We start from the raw sequence: 20,088 nt of genomic DNA, 5'->3' as shown, positions 1-20,088 counted from the left end.
CTAGAAGGCCTCGGCCATGGAGAGGCCGTTTTGCTTGATGAGCTCAAGACCCTTGGCATGATCCTCAAGCTTGAAAATGACCACGGCCTTTCCGGCTTTGCCTTCGAGGGAGGCATAGAGGTATTCGATGTTCACTTTGGATTTCTGGAAAAGCTCCATTACGCGGGCGAGGCTGCCGGGGCTGTCTTCGACCTCCACAGCCACCACTTCCAAAATCCTCGTGGTAAAGCCTGCGGCATTCAGGGCTTTGACGGCTTCGTCGTTCTTGTTGACGATGAGGCGCAGTATGCCGAAGTCTGCCGTGTCGGCCAGGGAAATGGCCCTGATGTTGATGCCCGCATCGGCCAGGGTTTTGGTGACTTCGCCGAGACGGCCCGCTTTATTCTCAAGAAAAACAGAAATCTGCTTTATTTCCATAATAACCTCTTTATAAGCGGCGTTAGCCGCTACGATAATCGAAGCGAAACGAAGTTTCGCATGACCTTTCTCCTATTATAAACTATATTTTCCGGTTATCAATAACCCTTTTGGCTTTTCCTATGGATCTTTCTATGGTTTTGGGCTCCACGAGCTTTACCTTAACCCCAATCTGGAGCTTGCTCTTCATGACCCCCTCGATTTTTGCCCTCAGGGCTTCGAGGCCCCTGGTCTCGTCGGTGAAGAATTCCTTCTTGACCTCAACCTGAAGCTCCACGTCGTCAAGGTGGGACTCGCCGCGGTTAACGATGATGAGGTACTGGGGTTCGGTGCCTTCGATTTCGATGAGGGCCTGCTCGATTTGGCTGGGGAACACGTTAACCCCCCTGATGATGAGCATGTCGTCGGTACGGCCGAACAGGCGGTGCATGCGGACTGTGGTTCTGCCGCAGGAACAGGATTCCCTCTGGAAGAAGGTGATGTCCCGGGTTCTGTAGCGGAGCAGGGGAGTGCCTTCCTTGGTAAGGGTGGTGAACACGAGTTCGCCTTTTTCGCCGTCGGGCAGGACCTTCCCGGTCTGGGGATCGATGATTTCGGGGTAGAAGAAATCTTCGTTGACGTGGAGGCCGTCCTGGGCTTCGCACTCGAAGGAAACTCCGGGGCCTATTATCTCGGTGAGGCCGTAAATGTCGTAGGCCTTCATGCCGTAGCGTTTTTCGATTTCCTTCCTCATGTTCTCGCTCCAGGGCTCTGCGCCGAAGCAGCCTTTGGAGATGGGAAGCTTGTGGAGGTCTATGCCGGCGTCGGCTGCTTCCTCCGCCATGTAGAGGGCGTAGGAGGGGGTGCAGGTGAGCATGGTAGTGTCAAAATCCTGCATGACCATAAGCTGCCTGGCGGTGTTGCCCGATGACATGGGGAGAACCGTAGCGCCGATATTGAGGGCGCCGTAGTGGGCGCCGGGCCCGCCGGTAAAAAGGCCGTAACCGTAGCAGTTCTGGACTATGTCGTCCTTGGTACAGCCCCCTGCGGCCATGGTGCGGGACATGGATTCCCGCCAGATGTCTATATCCTTCATGGTGTATTCATCCACCACGGGTTTGCCGGTGGTGCCCGAACTCATGTGGACTTCCACGATGCGGTCTTTGGGACAGGCCCGCAGGCCGTGGGGATAATTTTCCCGGAGATCGTCTTTGGTGGTGAAGGGCAGTCTTTCGATGTCCTTGAGGCTGTGGATGTCCGTGGGCTTTACGCCCAGGCTATCCATCTTATTTTTGTAGAAAGGCACGCTGGTGTAGAGCATTTCCACCAGGTTTTTGAGGTTAGCCAGCTGGAGTTTTTTTCTGGCTTCATTGTCCATACATTCTTGCGCTGGATTGAAGATCATGACAACTTCCTTATTAAAGTGTAAGTAAATTCAAAAAATCAGAATAGAGTTTAACATAAACCGGGCTTTTTAACTAGACATTAATTATAAGGCTTGCTAGAGTTTATCGAGAAGCAATGCGCATCTTATGAGTATGAGAACTGGGGCTTTTTGGCCCGTATGGCTTACAAAACGCCGCCGCCCTCTGGAAAATCTGTTCAAGCTCTTAAACGGCAAAACACGCTGGGTAAGGCGGCTTGTTTCGGGCGGCTCTGTTGAAGCGGATTCCCGGAAGTACATACTTGTGTGGAACGGCGCGGCCAATATCGCGGGGAACATGGCGGGGGGCAACTTCCTGGTTGGCCTCTATGCGATTATCCATGTAAGCGATGTGCTCCTGGGCGTACTCACCACCCTTATACAATTCTGCAATATTTTCCAGATTTTAAGCCCCCTCCTCCTGAACCGCTTTAAGCGCAAAAAGCTCGTGCTCCTGGCGACACGGATCGTCTATTACACGTTTTTTATTGTTGTCATAGGGCTTATCCCCCTTGTGCCGGGGGAAGATGGTTTTAGGGTAGGCTTGCTCCTTGCGGCAACGGTCTTTGCGAATCTGATAAACGCCCTGGCAGCGCCTGGCTATTCGGTGCTGCACATACGCTCCATCCCCGAGGAATCCAGGGCGGACTTTTTTTCGGTCCTCAATCTGCTGATAAATATCTGTATCTATGTGTTTATACTGATTGGCGGCTATGTGGTGGATTTTTTCAGGAGCAGCGGAAGCCTCTTCGCGGGGATTACGGCGGTGCGTATCATCGGCCTCTTCTTTGCTGCCCTTGAGATTTACGCCCACTGCCATGTCCATGAATTCGACGAGCCTGGTTCCGAAGAGCCCGGCGGCGATCCCCATCCGCGCATTAATATCTTCCTCCCTTTAAGGAACAAGGAGTTTATGATATGCACATTGCTTACAGGGCTCTACAGTTTCTTTGCCAATATCCCGGGCATGTACTATAGCTCCTACCTGGTAAACGATGTTGTGGCCCCTTTCTCTTACCTGGGTGTAGTCAATTTCCTTTCGGTACCTATCATGCTTTTTGCCATTCCTGTATGGAACCATATAATCAGGAACAGCTCCTGGTTCAAAACGATTTCGCTCTCCCTGCTTTTGGTTTCTTTCCATTATTTTATGCTGCCCTTTGTGAGCAGGGATAATTATGTCTACCTTTATACAGCGGCGATGATCTACTATTTCTCGATTATTCCCGGGGTGAGCATCGTTACTTCCAATCTGCCTTTTTACAAGCTGCCCGAAGAGGGGAGGACGGATTTCCTTGCTTTTTACGCGGGCTTTAACAGCTTTATGGCCATGCTGGGGCTTTTTTGCGGTTCTGTCTTTGTTGCCGGTACTGGTTCGTTAAAACTGGAAGTTTTCAGCTTTTCGATTGGAAACAAGCAGTTCATCATGGTAATTGCGGGCCTCCTGCTTTTCAGCCTGGGCATCCTGTACCGCTTTATCGCCAAAAAAGAAACAGAAGCCCTGTAAAGCAGGGCCCTTTTCGGCTTTGTTGAAATAAGATTCAAGAAATACTATCAAGAAATACGTGATTTATGCAAAAAAGCGTGATATATTGTATAATGAAGGACTATTATAGAATGAAAAAGTATTTCATCCCAAAGTACTTTTCGCCCCTGGTTTGCGTTCTGGGGCTGGTTCTCGCTCTTTTTGGCGCCTGCCGGGGCGGTTTTTTGACGGTAAACCCCGATACGCAGGCCCCCGGGGCAGTGGATATTACGCAAGTCAATAAAATACCCGCCGGTTTTGACCTTCACTGGATTAATCCCGATGATCCTGATTTTACCGCCATGGAAATCGAAATCGTCATAGCCCCGGCAGCCGGGGACGGGGAGGCGCCCCCGACCCCCATGGACGGCGAAGCCCTGGCGCCTATCCTGCTAAACGGCCTGCTCCCCGGCGAACAAGGGGCCTATACCTTGGCTCTTACCATTTCGCCCGACACGGTCTATTTTTTCCGTCTTGTTACCCTGGATAAGTCCGGCAACCGCAATGCGGGCGAATGGAAGCTTGTCAACGTTACGGAACTGAACGATACAGCAACCCTGGGGGCCTTTGTGGTTTCCGGTTTTTCCCTGAACCCCGCATTTGTCCCGGAAAGCGCAGTCAGGAATTATTCCCTTGAAGTGTCCTCGTCTGTCGAGTCGGTTGCGCTAAACGCGTCGGTAACAAGCGGGAGCAATGCGCGGATAAGCAGCAGTACAGAGGGCATTGTCGTTGCTTCGGACGCCGCTTCCGCTTCGGGAACCCTGAGCATGGCCTCCGGTTCCGCATACGCTGCTGTTACCGTTATCTCGGAAGACGGAGAAAATCTCGAAACCTATACCCTTAGCGTAATACGGAAAAGCGCTATTTCAGGCGGTTCGGGAATAGAGATATTCAAGTTTATCATTAACGGAAGGACCTATTACGGTATGATAAACAACGCCCCGTCCCCAAAGACCATTCAGGTAACTGTACCCTACGGCGCCGATCTTTCCGGTCTGCCGGCGCCGGTGGTGGAATATGTGGGGAATGGATACAGCCCGACAAGCCAGATGGATTTTACAACATCCCGTACCTTGGTTCTGACCGGCCTTGATAATGCTCAAATTCCGTATCAGGTTACGGTAACAAACGCCGCGCTGGCCAGCATCGCCGTTACAAAGAACCCCGATAGGACGGCATACAAGATAGGCGAAAATCTGAACACCGCCGGTATCGAAATAACCGGAACCGACACCACGGAAACGCCCGTAATCCTTGATTCTGGCAATTTTAATTATGCCTTTGACAGCAGCGCAGCAGGGACGGCAATACCGGTAACCGTAAGAGGGAAGGGAAGCCCCATTCCCGCCGCCCTTTCTACCAGTTTTAATGTTACGGTACTGAACAATACAGCAACCCTTGGGGCCTTTGGGGCGGCTGGTTACCCCCTGACCCCCCCATTTATTCCGGATAGTTCCGGCAGGGATTATACCCTTGAAGTACCCTCCTCTGTTGGATCGGTCACGCTAAACGCATTGGTAACAAGCGGGAGCAACGCACGGATAAGCAGCAGTACAGAGGGTATTGTCGTTGCTTCGGACGCTGCTTCCGCTTCGGGAACCCTGAGCCTGGCCTTAGGTTCTGCGTCCGCCACTGTTATTGTTACGTCGGAAGACGGAGAAAACCACAAAACCTATACCCTTACGGTAACGCAGTGGGGCAGTATTTCTGTAGGCCCCGGAGACGAAGACATACAGATTGAAATTGATCCCCCGCCGTCTTCAGGGCAGACCTTGACGCTGTCCAAAACGGGCGCGGTAAAGACAGCCCTTGTGAAGGTTCGCGCCCCATCCGGTCTTTATACGTCGGTTGGGTATAAGGTTAATGGCAACGATCCTCCTCCTCTTTCGGCAGTTTTTGCGGTGGGCGTCTGGACTATAACCCTTGACGCTGCGGATTACAGCATAAGGAACGGCCATGAACTGACAGTACAGGTTGTGCGGGATGGCATACCCTATACGACAGCCCTCTATTTCAACGTGGTTTTATAGGTAGGAAAAGGAACAGAAGATGAAAAGAAAGAAGCTGACAAACATTCGATACCCGCTAATAGCAGTGTTCCTAGCGGGAATAGTCTTTGCAGGGTGTACGAATCTGCTTGAACCTCCGGTTCAGGTACCGGTTGCAAACTCTTTTGCTCCTGCTTCTCCCGCATTGGTGGAGATCCGCATTGCTGGAACTGAGGGCAAGGGCCGTACCCTGCTTCCGCCAGTCTCTGCCTTTGCCTATAAGGCCGTTATCGAAAGCGTGCCCGCCGGAACCCTTATTCCCGAACAGCCTATAAACGAAGAAGGATTCCTGGAAATCCCACCGGGAAGCTGGAAAATCACCGTGAACGCCTACAGGGGCGAAATCCTTGCGGGAACAGGCTCTATTGAAAAAGCCGTTGTTTCCGGCCCAAACCCGCTCATAACCGTCCGCATTGCCCCTTATACCGAGGGGTCGGTTCCCGGAGCTCTAAGCTGGGATGTGAATTTTTCGTCCTTGGACCCTGAATTGCAGGACGCTGTAAGTTCTGCCGAGCTTACCATCAAATCCGTTTCCGGCGGGTCTCTTTTAGCAACAAAGAACCTTGAGGCTGAACCTGTGGGAAGCGAGGAACTTCCGGCAGGTTTTTATTCTGTGGAAATAATGATCCGCATAGACGGCAACCGCTTTTTTACCCGCAGCGAGATAGTCCACATTTACCCAGCCTATGCTCAAGAGCTGCCCGCCGTTGATTTGGCTGATGGGGACTTTACCGCGGGAATATACTTGGCGGGAACAGTACCGCTGGACGACGCCGAAGGGATTATCGCCCTTTGGGCGGCAGTCTATGATAATGCGGAGTGTATCGGCGACCCTTTGGCGGCTTCTGTCCCAACCCAGCCGGGGGCTTCCTTTGCCCTTGCTGTGGATGCGGCCAAAACAGGGGGAACCCTGTACCTGCGGCCTGAATTTGCCACAAGTACAAGCGACAAATGTTACGGCGAGGCCGCAGCGCTTACCAATATTCCACCTGAAGGGAAAAGCGGCATCACTACCCCGGCGGTGCGCAAGTACACCATTACGGTAAACGCCTCGGGGGAAGGCGATCTTTCCGTTCCAGCGTCCGCTTTTGGCGGCGAACAGGTTACCGCAAGCTATAATAGTATAGGAAGCTATTACCGGATAAGGGACGATGCCGTTAGCCTTAAACGGGGGACAGAAGACCTTGCCTATACCATCGGTGGAACAGTCCCTTCCGTCAATTGGAACATGCCCTTGGGGGATGTTACCCTTGATGCGGAAATCGAATGGGGCTGTCTATTTGAAATAACCAATAACAGCTTTAGCGATCTTGAGGACCTTATGAGCGGCGTTGTTCCGGGAAGCTCTGCTGAAACCCCCTATCCGGTACGGCTTACCGGTATAAGTACGGCTGATAATACAGATCTGGAAAACCTTAAACAGGCTATTGGCGGTACGTGTGTGTACCTGGATTTGAGCGCATGCGGTTTTACAGAAATACCCTCGGGTAGTTCCGGAACAGGATTGAGCGGTTGCCAAACTTTAATCGGTGTAGCATTACCGACCGGGCTTACTTCGATAGGAAGCAATGCTTTTTATGGTTGCAGCGGTCTAACCAGCATCGCCTTACCTGCTGGGGTTACTACGATAGAGGGCCATGCTTTTTATGGTTGCAGTGGTCTAACCAGCATCGCCTTACCTGATGGACTTACTTCGATATTAAACACTGCTTTTACCGGGTGCAGCAGTCTAACCAGCATCGCCTTACCTGCTGGGGTTACTACGATAAGTTCCAAGGTTTTTTCCGGGTGCAGAAGTCTAACCAGCATCACCTTACCTGCTGGGGTTACTACGATAAGAAGCGATGCTTTTGGCGGCTGTAGCAGTCTAACCAGTATCACTTTTCCTGCTGGACTTACTACAGTAGAAACGCGTTCTTTTAGAGAGTGCATCAGTCTAACCAGCATCACCTTTAACGGTATAACCCCGCCGACCAGTATGAGCGCCTTAGTGTTCTCCGACAGCCCCCTTACCGCCATCTACGTCCCCTTCGCATCTGTTGACGCTTACAAGACGTTCTTTGCTAATAGTGTTGATATTATCAAACCTGGATTATTCCTCACCATCATCGGCAACGATTTTACCGATCTGGCAGGGCTTTTGGACTATCTTGGATCAAACAGCGAAACAAATCCCTATGATATAAGCCTCAAGGGCATAAGTACGGTGGAGAATACAGATCTGGAAAACCTTAAACAGGCTATTGGCGATGCGTTTGTGTACCTGGATTTGAGCGCATGCGGTTTTACAGAAATACCGGATGCACCTGAAGCTGGCGCAGGATTGCGCGGCTGCCAAACTTTAACCGGTGTAACATTACCGACTGGGCTTACTTCGATAGGAGACGGTGCTTTTAGTGGTTGCACTGGTCTAACCAGCATGCCCTTGCCTGATGAACTTACTTCGATAGGAAGCAATGCTTTTAATGGTTGCAGCGGTCTAACCAGCATCATCTTGCCCGATGGACTTACTTCGATAGGAAGCAATGCTTTTAATGGTTGCAGCGGTCTAACCAGCATCATCTTGCCTGATGGAGTTACCTCGACAGGAGACTTTGCTTTTAATGGTTGCAGCGGTCTAACCAGCATTACTTTACCTGACGGACTTACTTCGATAGGAAGCAATGCTTTTTATGGTTGCAGCGGTCTAACCAGCATCGCCTTACCTGATGGACTTATTTTGATAGGAAGGAGGGCTTTTAGAGGCTGCAGCAGTCTAACCAGCATCACCTTACCTGCTGAACTTATTTTGATAACCAATGAAGCTTTTATGAATTGCAGCAGTCTAACCAGCATTATCTTTAACGGCATAACCCCGCCTAGCATCGATATTATGGGCAATTTGTTCTCCGGAAGTCCCGTTACCGCCATCTACGTCCCCGCCGATTCTGTTGATGATTACAAAATAGCCCTGGCAAGTTCAGGCATTAGCAGTGTTGATATTATTCAACCCATCCCATAAAAAGGAAACAGCCCATGAAAAAACCCGTCATCGTTCTGTTCTTTGTTCTTCTCGCTTTCCCCATGCTTTGGGCAGGGGAGCGGTATGCGCTGGTTATCGGTAATGCGCGCTATGTTGACATTGAGTCCCTGGGTACGCCACGGAATGATGCGGAAGACATAGCGGCGGCTCTGGCAAGCCTGGGCTTCAAGGTAGACCTGCGCCTTGACGCGGGGATCGACGAGATGGAAGAGGCGATCTACCGTTTTTCCGCTGCTCTGGGTACGGACCGCGAAAACGAGGGCTTCTTCTGGTATGCGGGGCACGGGGTGCAGGCCGAGGGGGAGAACTACCTCCTCCCTGTGGACATACGGGCGGAACGCATAAGCCAGGTAAGGCGTATGTCCTACTCCCTGGGGGATCTCCTCCGCGAACTGGAGAACGCCCGCAACCTGGTCAACGTGGTCATCCTGGACGCATGCAGGAACAACCCCCTGCCGGGCGAAAGCCGCAGTTTAAGCCGGGGCCTTGCCGCGGCGCCCCAGGTGCAGGATACGTTTATCATGTTTTCTACTGCCACGGGGGCGACTGCCGACGACGGTACTCCGGGCGCGCGGAACAGTCCCTTTACCCAGGCGTTTCTTAAGCATATCGCAACTCCCGCCATACTGGAAAGCGTTGCAAAGGAAATCTCCCGCGAAACCATCGCCATTACCCGCACCAACCAGCGGCCTTATATTTCCGACAATATCCTCTATGTAAAGGATTATTCCCTCTATCCTTCGGATGGCTTAATCGAAATCACCCGTTCTGTAGTTCCTTCTGTAGGCGCTCCTCGGGCTTCTGCCGCCGGAAGGGGGCAGTATTCGCTGGACAACACCGGCGCATGGGCGCTGTCCTTTTCTTTTGCCGCCAATCCCAATACGGGTTTTGACGCTCTTCATCCGGGGGCGGCCGTGAACTATACCTTTCTGGAACGGTTTTTAAGCCGGGGCGCTTTGTTTATCGCTCCCAACGCTTTTTTTGTCAGTTTTCAGGCGGGGCTTAACAAGTTTGCGGACAACGGGGACTCGTTTTATAACTATATGCCCGGCGCGGGGGCTCTCTGGAAATTCCGCCCTGATGCAAATCAGCGTTTCTTCCTCAGCGCGGGTCTTTCTGCCAATGTGTTTTTGGGTTCCATACATTATTCGTACAACGATCCGGGTTTTACCGAGGTTGATGATTTTTTCGTGGAACCTATGATTGGCTTCCACGGCGGGGCGGCTTTCAGGTTTACTCCCCTTTTGGCGGTAGAGCTGAACCTTGGGTATTATCTTGACGTGCAGGGGCCTTACCCTGTGCAGGGCAGCGGCTCATATAGTCTGAATTTCCTGCAGGGAACTCTGGGGCTTAGCGTAACCCTTCCCTACGGCAAAAAGCAAGGGAGGGTTTTATGAAAAGATTTTTATCCGCCGCTTTTGCTGCGGCACTGTATGTATGGCTGTTTCTTTTGGGGCCATCTCTTTTTGCGCAGGCTTTTGAATGGTCTCTTGCCGCAGTGGATAAAAAGCGAAGCGCTGCGCTGCCTGTTTCCCGTCCGGTGTCCATGCGGAACGGCGACACGGTGAGTTTTTTGATTTCCACTGCGGCGGATTGCCATGTCTATATTATTGCCCAGGATGCGGACCGCAATGTTACGGTTGTTTACAGCGGCCCCCTGCCTGCAGGCCAGGTTTTGGAATCGGACCCGGTCCAGATTATCGCCCCCGCCGGTACGGAAACTTTTCATCTCATTGTAAGCCGCGAAAAAGATCCGGCTCTGGAAAGCCGTATCGAGATGTTCCGCAAAAGCGGCGCTTTCAGGGACGGCCGGAACGTGGCAAACGCCGCCCTGGATTTCAGGCGCAGTATCTCTGCGCTGAAGGAAGCGCCTGAACGGCCTGTTCAAATGGGGGGCGCTTTCCGTGGTTTTAATCAGGATCTGGAAGGGGTTGCCTATTCGGGCGCGGAAAAGTATTTTAAGTCCATAGTGATAAATCATTGACGGCGCTGTTATGAAACGCCGCCTTTACACGTCCTTGGGCCGGTTATCCTGGACTCGCTTGGCTTTGCCTTCGCTTACGGGCAGTGCCCCTGATTCGTGGAGTTCCACTTTCGGGTTGATGGTGATCATGGCCTGAAGGGTTTTGCGTATCTTTTCTTTTAACGCGTTGAGGAGCCTGGAGTCGTCCATAAAGACATTGGCGCCTACTTCAACCTTGACAATGAGCCGGTCCAAAACCCCTTCTTTTTCAAGCACGATGAGGTAATTGTTTCCTACTTCCTTCATGGCCATAACCACTTCTTCGATTTGGCTGGGGAACACATTAACGCCGTTGATGATGAGCATGTCGTCGGTGCGGCCCGTGATACGGCGGAGACGGCGGTGGGTTCTGCCGCAGGCGCAGGCATCGGTATAGAAGCTTGAAAGGTCCCGCGTACGGTAACGCAGTATTGGCGTTGCTTCCCTGCAAAGGCAGGTAAGGACAAGCTCCCCTGTCTGACCGTCCGGAAGGGGCTCCAAGGTATCGGGGTCGATGATTTCGCCGATGTAGCCGTCTTCCCAAAGGTGGAGACCGCTTTTGCACTGGCACTCAAACGCCACGCCGGGGCCGTTCATTTCGGAAAGGCCGTAGGAATTGTACACATCGATTTTGAGGAGTTCTTCTATGCGCCGCCGGGTGTCTTCCGAATAGGGCTCGGCCCCGGCAAAAGCCTTGCGCAGCTTTATGGAATCCCTACTGACGCCTTCTTCCTTCATTTTTGATTCGACATGGAGGAGAAAACTGGGTGTGGCGTGAACCACGGTTGTGCCGAAGTCCTGCATAAGGCGGAACTGCCGTGTCGTGTTTCCCGAACCGGAAGGAATCACCAGCATGCCTACTTCCTCGCCGCCCTGGTGAAAACCCAGGCCCCCGGTAAAAAGGCCGTAGGTGATCATGTTCTGGAACACATCGGTCTTGTTGCAGCCGGTGCCGTAAATGCAGCGGGCCACATAGCCTGTCCAGCGCTTGATGTCGCCGGCGTTAAAATAAATCGTGGTAGGGGCGCCGGTTGTGCCGCTTGATGCGTGGAGGCGCACTACTTCTTCTTTGGGAATGCTCAGGAATCCGTAGGGGAAGCCGTCGCGCAAATCGTGCTTGGTGGTGTAGGGGATCTTCCTCAAGTCCGAGAGGGTTTTAATGTCGTCCCCGCTTTTGATCCCCGCCCCGGTGAGCCGTTCTTTATAAAAGGGAGTTTTCAGGGCCTGATCCACTGCCGCCTTTAGTTTCTTTACCTGCAGGGCTTCAAGGTCCTGTCGGGGCATTTTTTCGATTTCACTGTTCCAGTACTGGAAATTCATTTTGCCGCGTTCCTCCCCAGGCGAAAGGCTTTTTGGTTTGTTTCCCCAATCTCCGCGCCCTTGGAGGCGAACATGGCGGCTATGGTTTCTTCCATGGTCCCTTCTTTAATGGGGAGGAAGGGAGAAGACGCCCCCACCATGACCATGTTTACCGACCGCTGGGAACCCGCCTCTTTTGCAAGAGCGGCGGCCTCCACAACATGGGCGGCAGGGAAGGCTTTGATGGTTTTGATGATTTCGCTTAATTCAGGATAATTGGGAATATTGATGAAAGGTTCCGCCGCAGTGACCAATGTCCCCTGGGGGGCAAGCCACGCGGTATAGCGGAGGCTTTCCAAAGGCTCCATGGAAATGATCATATCCGCCATGCCCCGAGGCACCAGATCGGAATAAATGGTTGTGTCGGATATGCGGAGGTGGGCCAGAACCGCTCCGCCCCGCTGGGCCATGCCGTGAACTTCGCTTTGGCGCACTATGAGCCCTTCTTTAACCGCCGCCTGGGCTATGATGGCGGCTATGGAAAGCACGCCCTGTCCGCCCACGCCTGCAAGGATTATATCTGTTTTCATTCTGTTTCCTTATAGGTTCTATTGAATCAGGACAAACTGCCCTCGTAAATTGTCCGTTCAGCCCCATCCAGGGTTACGGTGATATTGTCTTCAAAGTGTTTTATCGCATCAGGAACCTGGCCCACGTAAACCAGTTTAGGGTTGATAAGTTCAAGCTGCTTTTGGGAAAGTTCGGACATACCCTCAAGGATTATGCCGTCCACTATGCGTATAATGGGAATAAATGATTCATCCAGGGTATGGGTGAGGAGTATCTCGGCGCGGTTTTTATGCAGCAGCAGGGATGCGGCCGTAAGGGTGTCAGCCTTGAAAATCCTTCCGGTACAGCGTCCGCCGAAACCTCGGCGTCCGTGGCCCAAAATATTGCCTATCACATGGATGCGTATGCTGTTGCAGGTAAAGGGCGAATTGACCGGGAGCCCTGCCGCCACAACTACTTTGTCCGCAAGACCCGCGAAACCCTCTCTAATCGCCGCCGTAATAGCGCCCTGTATCATGGCTTCGGAATCGTCCACTTTTTGTACCCCCACGGGAACTATGCCCCGGTAAAGGAGGAGTCGGCGGGCAACAGAATCATTGCTCGCGGCGGCCACTATGGGCCTGCGGGGCTTGAAGCGGCTTATGAGCTGGGCGCTGTGGCCTGACAGGGTAGGGACAATAATGCAGGCGGCGTTAATGCTGTCGGCAGTTTCGCTGGCTGAATTTGCGATCACTTCGCCCAGGTCGCAGCCATGCCTGGGGAATATGCGGTGGCTGTCAAGGCTTTCTCCGCAGGCTTCGGAATTTTCCGTGGTTCTCGCAATACGATCCATTACTTCTACTGCCAATTCAGGATAGGCCCCTGCGGAAGTTTCTCCCGAAAGCATGACACAGTCGGTGCCGTCGAGGATGGCGTTCGCTACATCTCCCGCTTCGGCCCTTGTGGGCCTGGGGTTGTGAATCATGGAATCCAGCATCTGGGTAGCGGTTATGACGGGTTTTCCCTCACTGTTGCAGAGGCTTATGATACGCTTCTGTTCCAAAGGCACCCTCTCAGGGGGGATCTGCACGCCCATGTCCCCCCGGGCTACCATGATGCCGTCCGACACGCGGATGATTTCTTCGATATTGTCCAGCCCTTCCTCGTCTTCGATTTTGGAGATCACCGGCATATCAGACCCTATGGAGGTCAAATATTTTTTAATGGAGATGACATCCTGGCCCTTGCGTATAAAAGAAGCGGCTACAAAATCCATGCCCTGCTGGTGCCCGAAAAGGAGGTCGGCCTGGTCCCTCTCGGACATGGCGGGCAGCCTCGTATGTACGCCTATGACATTGACATTCTTTCTGCTTCCCAGTTCCCCGCCGTTGGAAACATTGCAGTGAATTATTCTGCCTTCCACATTCAATACATCAAGGCCGATAAGACCGTCGGCAATCAGTATTTTTACGCTCTTTTTTTTATCTCCATTGGCAGTATTGCTGTCAATACTTAAAATATCCTCTGCAAGGAGCTTGTAGCTGACAGTAATACACTTGGTAGTAGAATAGGCGCCATCGGCACCGGAAAGTTTTGCCGCGTCCTCCTCGGCAATTATGTCAATGAGAGTCCCGGTTTTGAGGTCTATTGCTCCATCGTCCTTAATAACACCGGTGCGTATTTCAGGTCCCTTGGTATCCAGAATCAAGGCAACGGGAACACCCTCTGCCTTTGCGGCTTCCCTCACCATGACAATCCGCATGGCGTGTTCCTCGTGGCTGCCGTGGGAAAAATTGAAGCGCGCTATGTTCATGCCCTTGCGAATCAGGGAACGGGTCATTTCCATTGTTTTTATGGCAGGCCCCATGGTGCAGACTATGCGGGTGTTTCTGATGGATTTCATTCTTTGCCTTTTTTTTGCCTTTTCCTGAAGGCTTCAAGACATTCACGCCTGAATATCACCACTGATAAACCGGGGTGTTCAAATTCAGCTTTGAGTTTTATTGCGTTTTCATCAAGGAATTGTTTTTTCGCTTCCAGTTCCACAAGATGTTCAACTTTAACGCCGCATCCCAATATGAGGTCTTTCAGCCTTGCGGAAGGAACTATGGTTTCCTGGCAGCCCGTCATGGCCACGATGGAATTGTCCAGAATGATCACTGTCATGGGCGCATCAACGCTTACCGCGTCGATGAGGCCCGTGATCCCCGAATGGAGGAAGGTTGAATCCCCGATAACCGCAGCGGCGTATTTTATTCCTGCCTCGCTGGCGCCCCGGGCCATGCCTATGGAAGCGCCCATGCAGACAATGGATTCGGGCACCGAGTAGGGCGGGGATGCACCCAGAGAATAGCAGCCTATGTCGGAAGCAATGGCAACCGTGGGATGATCCTCGGCAGGGTCCAGCTCGGCCACGACCTTTTTGATGGTTTCATAACTGTCGCCATGGGGACAGCCCTGGCAGAGCTGGGGGGGCCTTCCCGGAAGAGGTGGGAGCTTTACGGCAGGGCTCCCGTCAGCGCCTGTCAAAACAGACGGCTTTGGGTCCAGGCCCAGGCTGATTCTTACATTATCGGGATCGAGTTCACCTGTGCGGTTTACTACGCCTGCGCCTCCCCTATCCCAGGGGTCGAGTTTTCCGGAGACAGGGATGGCGTTGGGCAGCAAGCCTCGGAGCCTTTCTTCAATGAAGGGCTGGCCTTCTTCGATTATGAGGAGCTCCTTTGCCTTCTCGCAGAGTTTTCTGATTTTTCCAACCGGGAAGGGATAGGCTCCGATGTGGAGGCGGGCGGGTATTTTCCCTCCTCTATGGGCAATGAGATCCTCAAGGTTTTCTTCATAGTAATTTCCTCCGAGGCCGGAGGTGATCACCGCAAAAGCCAGATCCTGATTTGGATCATCCATCTCGAGTTTATTGGCTGCGTAATCTTCTGACCAGGCAAAGAAGTTGCTCTGCTTTTCGATGAGGCTGGCGTAGTTGCGCCGGGCATAGGCGGGGAGAAGCATCCACCGGGTCTTGTCTTTGCTTTTTGAAACAGGCTTTTGGTTTGCCTGGGCAGAGCTTGAAACCGCAGCCCTGGCATGAGAAAGGCGGGTAGTCAGGCGGAGCAAAACAGGGACATGAAATTTTTCCGAAACCTCAAAGGCATCTCTGGTCATAGTGTAGGCTTCCTGCTGGTTCCGCGGTTCCAGGCAGGGTATGCCCGCAAAACTGGCGTAGAAGCGGGAATCCTGCTCGTTTTGGGAACTGTGCATCCCGGGATCATCCGCAACCGCGATCACGAGGCCGCCTGAGATCCCCAAAAGGGCGCCGTTGATAAAGGGGTCGGCGGCTACATTGAGGCCCACATGCTTCATGGTTACCATGGCCCGTCTGCCGGCAAAGGAAGTTCCCAGGGCCGCCTCCATGGCGGTTTTCTCGTTCGTACACCAGGCAGCCTTGAAGCCGCCGCCAGAACTTTTCTCGATAAGATATTCCAGAATTTCCGTGGAAGGGGTGCCGGGATAGCCGTAAGCTGCGCTCAGGCCTGCATGGATTGCCCCCAGGGCAACCGCTTCATCACCCAATAGGGCTTGGGTCTCTTTGGTACTGCTCATTATGGAAAAAGTATATCAAAAGGCGTGGGTGTTTTCCAGATACCGCTTTAAGCACCACCTGCATGCTCTTTCTTGAGAAAGTGTCGGGATAATTTTTCCGATTCTATAGCCAACCCAAAACTTTTGGAAGAATTCCAGCGACTACAGAACTGGGCTTCTTGTCAAAGGACAAGAAATAATCTGTGATAAGGTAGCTGCGACATTCGACATCAAGGGCTTCTTATTACCGGGACTTCTGGATTTTTTTTAAGGCAGATGCCCACGACTTTGCCCTGCTTCAATCCTTTTTCGTTGATTCCCCAGCGGAGGTCTAATTCAAAAAGAATGACACCCAATTCTTCGCAATAACAGCGCAGGGAAGGGAAGACCCTGGTTGCGAGGTAATCCCGTTCGTCCATCATGTCCCGAAATGTTGACAATATAAATATGCGGATTTGAAGTTTTTTGATGGGAGCATTTGCATGAGGGGGCATAATACTCCGTTTTCTCTTTAACACTAAAAAACCCTATGTTTTCAACTAAAATATGCCATTATATCCCTGCTTCCAGCAGCGCCCTGAATGCTTCAGGCGCAAATTTAAGCGCCCCCGAATTTTGTTTAACCGCTTCCGTGCAAATGGGAAGAGTCTTGTCTGCAACAAACTCCAGGGCTAAACCATTTTGCTTGACCGCAGTTTCGGCAAGTTCACCGATTTGCTCTTCGGGAGGAATGTTCTTAATAAGAAGACCATCGATGTGGAGTGCTTTGAGGCGGAATTCATCCGCTTTTTCCTTATTGCCGAGCTTTGTATAATCATCGCTGATTTTGTTATAGCTAAAGGCAGTATCAGGACTATTTTTCCCAAGAACTTCTTCACGGATAGCTAAAGCTTCTTGATGAAATTCTAGCGCTTTTGGATAATCGCTCATATCATGATAAGCATTGCCAATGTTATTGCAGCAAGCGGCAGTACGATTATCATTTTTTTCGAGAATTTCTTTACAGATAGCCAATGCCTTTTGATAAAATTCCAAAGCTTTTGGATAATCGCACAAATTATTATAAACAAGGCCAATGTTGTTATAGCTAAAGGCAGTATCAGGATGACTTTTCCCGAGAACCTCACGAATAATTAAAGCTTTTTGATAAAATTCCAGCACTTTGGGATAATCACCCATCTTGTCATAAACCCAGCCAATGTTTTCATAGGTAATGGCAGTACTACTATGGTTTTTCCCGAGAACTTTTTCACTGACAGCCAAAGCCTTTTGATAGAATTCCAGCGCTTTTGGATAATCACTCATTTTATCATAAACCCAGCCAATCTTGTCATAGCTATTGGCAGTACTAGGATGATTATTCACAAGACCTTCTTCCCGGATAGCTAAGGCCTTTTGATGAAATTTCAACGCTTTTGGATAATCGTGCATATTGTTATAAATATCGCCAATCATGAAATAGCTATCGGCGGTATCAGGATGATATTTCAAAAGAATCTTTTCCTGGATTGCTAAAGCCTTTTGATGAAATTCCAGCGCTTTTGGATAATTCCCCATATTGTTATAACAACTACCAATATTATTATAGATATGGGCAGTACTAAAATTATTTTTTCCGACAACTTCCCCCTCAATAGCCAAAGCCTTTTGATAGAATTCCAGCGCTTTTGGGTAATCACCCGTCTTGTCATAAACCCAGCCAATATTGTCACAAATAATGGAAGTAAGATGATCGTTTTTCACGAGAGCTTCTTCACAGATAGCCAAAGCCTTTTGAAAAAATTCCAGTGCTTTTAGATAGTTCCCCATATTGATATAAACCGATCCAATTCTGTTATACCAAAAGGCAGTATCAGGATGATTCTTCACGAGAACTTCTTCCCGGATAGCCAAAGCTTTTTGAAAAAATTCCAGTGCTTTTGGATAATCACTCATTTTGCTATAAATATCACCAAGGTCGTTATAGTTAGTGATAGTATTGGGGTTATTTTTCCCGAGAACTTTTTCCCGAATATTTAAAGCCTTTTGATAAAATTTCAGTGATAATTTCAGATCGGAAAGTATATCTCTTGAAAAAATTCCAAGCTTGTTATATACAATGCACAAAGTCTCTTTGTCCTTATCTGCGGTATCAATATCAAGATATTTTTCGAAAGCATATTTATTACCATCCGCTCCCCTCAGGGATTGCCAATACTTTTCCAGTTCGTGTCTGTCCATTTCATACCGGTACTGAAACACTTCAAGATTAAGCAGGAAGGCATACAGATTGTCCCAGTCTTTTAATTCATAGAGCTGAAAAGGGTATTCCCGGTTTCGCCGATCAGGCGGAACTTCTTCCATTTTCATATATGCAGCGATTTTTTTACGGTATGATTCTTCGGCTTCTTTAGTCTTAAGCCATTCACGTTTTATCGCATCCTGCATAAAAGGATGCGTAAGAGTTACTAGACCGTTTTGTACTGAGACATGGCCGCTCAGCGCATTATACATCTGGGACCAGTAAAGGGGCGCTGCTCCGCTCAGATCTAGGATCTCCTGTTCACTAAGGCCGTTGCGGGAAACGCATATAAGAGAAAGAATTTCCTTGGCAATGTTTTTTTTGCTCTTAAAAGCATTTTCCATCCTGCCGAGTATCAGGGTAAAAAAAGCGGGTATGTCAGGGGCTGCAAGATAACGGTCAATTTCTGCATCAAGCTTTTCAAAAACGCCAAAAAGACGGATTTCGTCAAGCAGGGCGCGGAGGACCAGTGGATTTCCGCTTTCATTGTCTTGGGCAATCCGTTCAACCTGGACTGAACTGAGTTTTTTGCCAAAAGACAAGAGATAATCCGCGATTAGGCGTCTGCGGCATTCGATATCAAGGGATGTAATAGCAATGAGGGGATATTCTCTTCTTTTAGAGAAGGTCATAACAGAGCCTGTTTCTAAGGCTGAAAAAATTAATTTAACGTTTTCAGGATATGTGTCAAAACAACTTAACAAGTTGATATTATTTTTTAAAAGTCCATTATCGCCATCCAATTTATCGGCACCGTCAAGAATAACGACTAGTTTTTGTTCTGGCGGAATCGCAAATAAAAGATTTCGCAATATTTTTTTCTGTGTATCTTCAACTTTGTTTTCACCTGAATTTGTAGCACTAGGTATATCTGCCTCATCAGCTTCATTTTTAATCCCATATATATCCCTAACTTCGTTAATTAGCCTTTGGATAATTTTATGACGATCACCTTCGGACTGGGAAGTACCGATAAAATGAAATATAATGGTTACACCTTCCATGGGATTTTTTTGCCGCTTTGCAATCCAGTCCGCTAGAAATGCGCTTTTCCCTATGCCGCTTGGAGCGGTGATAACCAAAGTTCTTTCTTTTCCTCTAATAAAATCATCAAGTTTATTTTCGTAACCGGGGATTGGAATATATACGCTGGTTTTGCTTTTAAGAAAATTCTGCTGTTCAAGCCGTTCTTTTTCCAGTTCCGAAAGAGCGCCTTCTGGAAAGAGGGAATCCACTAGTTCCTTAAAGTCCTTCTCAACAAATTGTCCCAGTTCTTCAATAGAATTATAGTCTTTTACCGAGTACTCTTTTTGTCCCCTGATTCTGTTTTTCAGATTTTGCAATTTTCGCGCAGCTGGGCTTCCGGCATTTTCTCTAAATTCAGCCGGAACTTCCATTTCTGGAGACCTGAGGTAAAAATAGGCATTCACTTTCTTTTCGGACTTCAGTACCCCTTCCTGAATTTCAATCTCCGTGATGCTTGTACCTATTTCTAATTCAGCCCGTACCCAGGGATAATCTTCAAGGACGTTGGTGTTTTGGCTTATAGTTTTCTGTTCATCTTCCGAAGGCACCCAACCATAGCGCTCCCCTAAAAGGCCAATGAAAAAGGGGCGAGTATTCTGGATTTCTTTAAGACAAATGTCCACGACTTTGCCTTGCTTCGATTCTTCTTCGCTGATTCCCCAGCGGAGGTCCAATTCAAAGAGAGTGACATCCCGCTCTTCACAATAACGGCGCAGGGAAGGGAAGACCTTGGTTACGAGGTAATCCCGCTCGTCCATCATATCCCGGAATGTTGACGAGATAAATATGCGGATTTGACGATTTTCGATGAGGACGGAAGTTGGCTGGTTGGTTTCCATGGGGGTATTTTAATTTTCGGGGGATAAATTTACAAGGCATAGTTAAATATCCTTGACCTCCAGCCATCTACGGATTAGAATTAAGCAAGCATAGGAGGCAAA

Annotated in this window: 13 protein-coding genes; 5 read left to right on the top strand and 8 right to left on the bottom strand. The window is 50.1% G+C overall.

Features of this window, described 5'->3' with window-relative positions; translation table 11 throughout:
- Both TREAZ_RS11285 and TREAZ_RS11280 read right to left on the bottom strand, forming a co-directional pair.
- Entirely contained in the window at positions 1-417 is a 417-nt protein-coding gene (locus TREAZ_RS11285) for an ACT domain-containing protein (protein ID WP_015711993.1), read from the bottom strand.
- A gap of 82 nt (positions 418-499) precedes the next feature.
- Positions 500-1,801 (bottom strand): phenylacetate--CoA ligase family protein, encoded by a 1,302-nt coding sequence (locus TREAZ_RS11280; protein WP_015711992.1) that lies wholly within the window; start codon positions 1,799-1,801, stop codon positions 500-502.
- A gap of 127 nt (positions 1,802-1,928) precedes the next feature.
- Here TREAZ_RS11280 and TREAZ_RS11275 point away from each other — a divergent pair, with 127 nt between their 5' ends.
- The 5 genes from TREAZ_RS11275 to TREAZ_RS11255 all read left to right on the top strand — a co-directional run bounded on the left by TREAZ_RS11275 (position 1,929) and on the right by TREAZ_RS11255 (position 10,398).
- Entirely contained in the window at positions 1,929-3,326 is a 1,398-nt protein-coding gene (locus TREAZ_RS11275; protein ID WP_015711991.1) for an MFS transporter, read from the top strand.
- A 110-nt stretch (positions 3,327-3,436) separates the two neighbouring features.
- Complete coding sequence (locus TREAZ_RS11270; protein WP_015711990.1) at positions 3,437-5,374, top strand: cadherin-like beta sandwich domain-containing protein; 1,938 nt, start codon at positions 3,437-3,439, stop codon at positions 5,372-5,374.
- A 19-nt stretch (positions 5,375-5,393) separates the two neighbouring features.
- Positions 5,394-8,393 (top strand): leucine-rich repeat domain-containing protein, encoded by a 3,000-nt coding sequence (locus TREAZ_RS11265; RefSeq protein ID WP_015711989.1) that lies wholly within the window; start codon positions 5,394-5,396, stop codon positions 8,391-8,393.
- A 14-nt stretch (positions 8,394-8,407) separates the two neighbouring features.
- Positions 8,408-9,811: a caspase family protein gene (locus tag TREAZ_RS17440; RefSeq protein WP_015711988.1), complete on the top strand. Its 1,404-nt coding sequence runs from the start codon at positions 8,408-8,410 to the stop codon at positions 9,809-9,811.
- Complete coding sequence (locus TREAZ_RS11255) at positions 9,808-10,398, top strand: hypothetical protein (protein ID WP_015711987.1); 591 nt, start codon at positions 9,808-9,810, stop codon at positions 10,396-10,398. Before TREAZ_RS17440 ends, TREAZ_RS11255 begins: the two co-directional genes overlap by 4 nt.
- A 24-nt stretch (positions 10,399-10,422) precedes the next feature.
- Here the strand turns inward: TREAZ_RS11255 and TREAZ_RS11250 are convergent, their stop codons facing one another.
- The 6 genes from TREAZ_RS11250 to TREAZ_RS11225 all read right to left on the bottom strand — a co-directional run bounded on the left by TREAZ_RS11250 (position 10,423) and on the right by TREAZ_RS11225 (position 19,986).
- Positions 10,423-11,736, bottom strand: a complete 1,314-nt coding sequence (locus TREAZ_RS11250; protein ID WP_015711986.1) for a phenylacetate--CoA ligase family protein — start codon at positions 11,734-11,736, stop codon at positions 10,423-10,425.
- The gene (locus TREAZ_RS11245; protein WP_015711985.1) at positions 11,733-12,305 is read right to left on the bottom strand and encodes an indolepyruvate oxidoreductase subunit beta; all 573 of its coding nucleotides are present in this window, start codon (positions 12,303-12,305) and stop codon (positions 11,733-11,735) included. Before TREAZ_RS11245 ends, TREAZ_RS11250 begins: the two co-directional genes overlap by 4 nt.
- A gap of 26 nt (positions 12,306-12,331) precedes the next feature.
- On the bottom strand, positions 12,332-14,167 hold the full coding sequence (gene pyk, locus TREAZ_RS11240; RefSeq protein ID WP_015711984.1) for a pyruvate kinase: 1,836 nt from the start codon (positions 14,165-14,167) through the stop codon (positions 12,332-12,334).
- A complete protein-coding gene (locus tag TREAZ_RS11235; protein ID WP_015711983.1) occupies positions 14,164-15,861 on the bottom strand; it encodes a thiamine pyrophosphate-dependent enzyme in 1,698 nt (565 codons plus the stop codon). The genes pyk and TREAZ_RS11235 overlap by 4 nt, the downstream gene beginning before the upstream one ends.
- 209 nt (positions 15,862-16,070) lie before the next feature.
- Positions 16,071-16,262, bottom strand: coding sequence for a hypothetical protein (locus TREAZ_RS11230; protein ID WP_148257801.1), 192 nt, complete (start codon positions 16,260-16,262; stop codon positions 16,071-16,073).
- A gap of 130 nt (positions 16,263-16,392) precedes the next feature.
- Positions 16,393-19,986 (bottom strand): tetratricopeptide repeat protein, encoded by a 3,594-nt coding sequence (locus TREAZ_RS11225; protein WP_043923063.1) that lies wholly within the window; start codon positions 19,984-19,986, stop codon positions 16,393-16,395.
- Between the last annotated feature and the right edge of the window lie 102 nt (positions 19,987-20,088).

The sequence above is a fragment of the Leadbettera azotonutricia ZAS-9 genome (assembly GCF_000214355.1).
In the GTDB taxonomy this organism is placed as follows: domain Bacteria; phylum Spirochaetota; class Spirochaetia; order Treponematales; family Breznakiellaceae; genus Leadbettera; species Leadbettera azotonutricia.
Note: the sequence above shows the minus strand (reverse complement) of the source record. Positions and strands in the feature narration are given on the sequence as shown.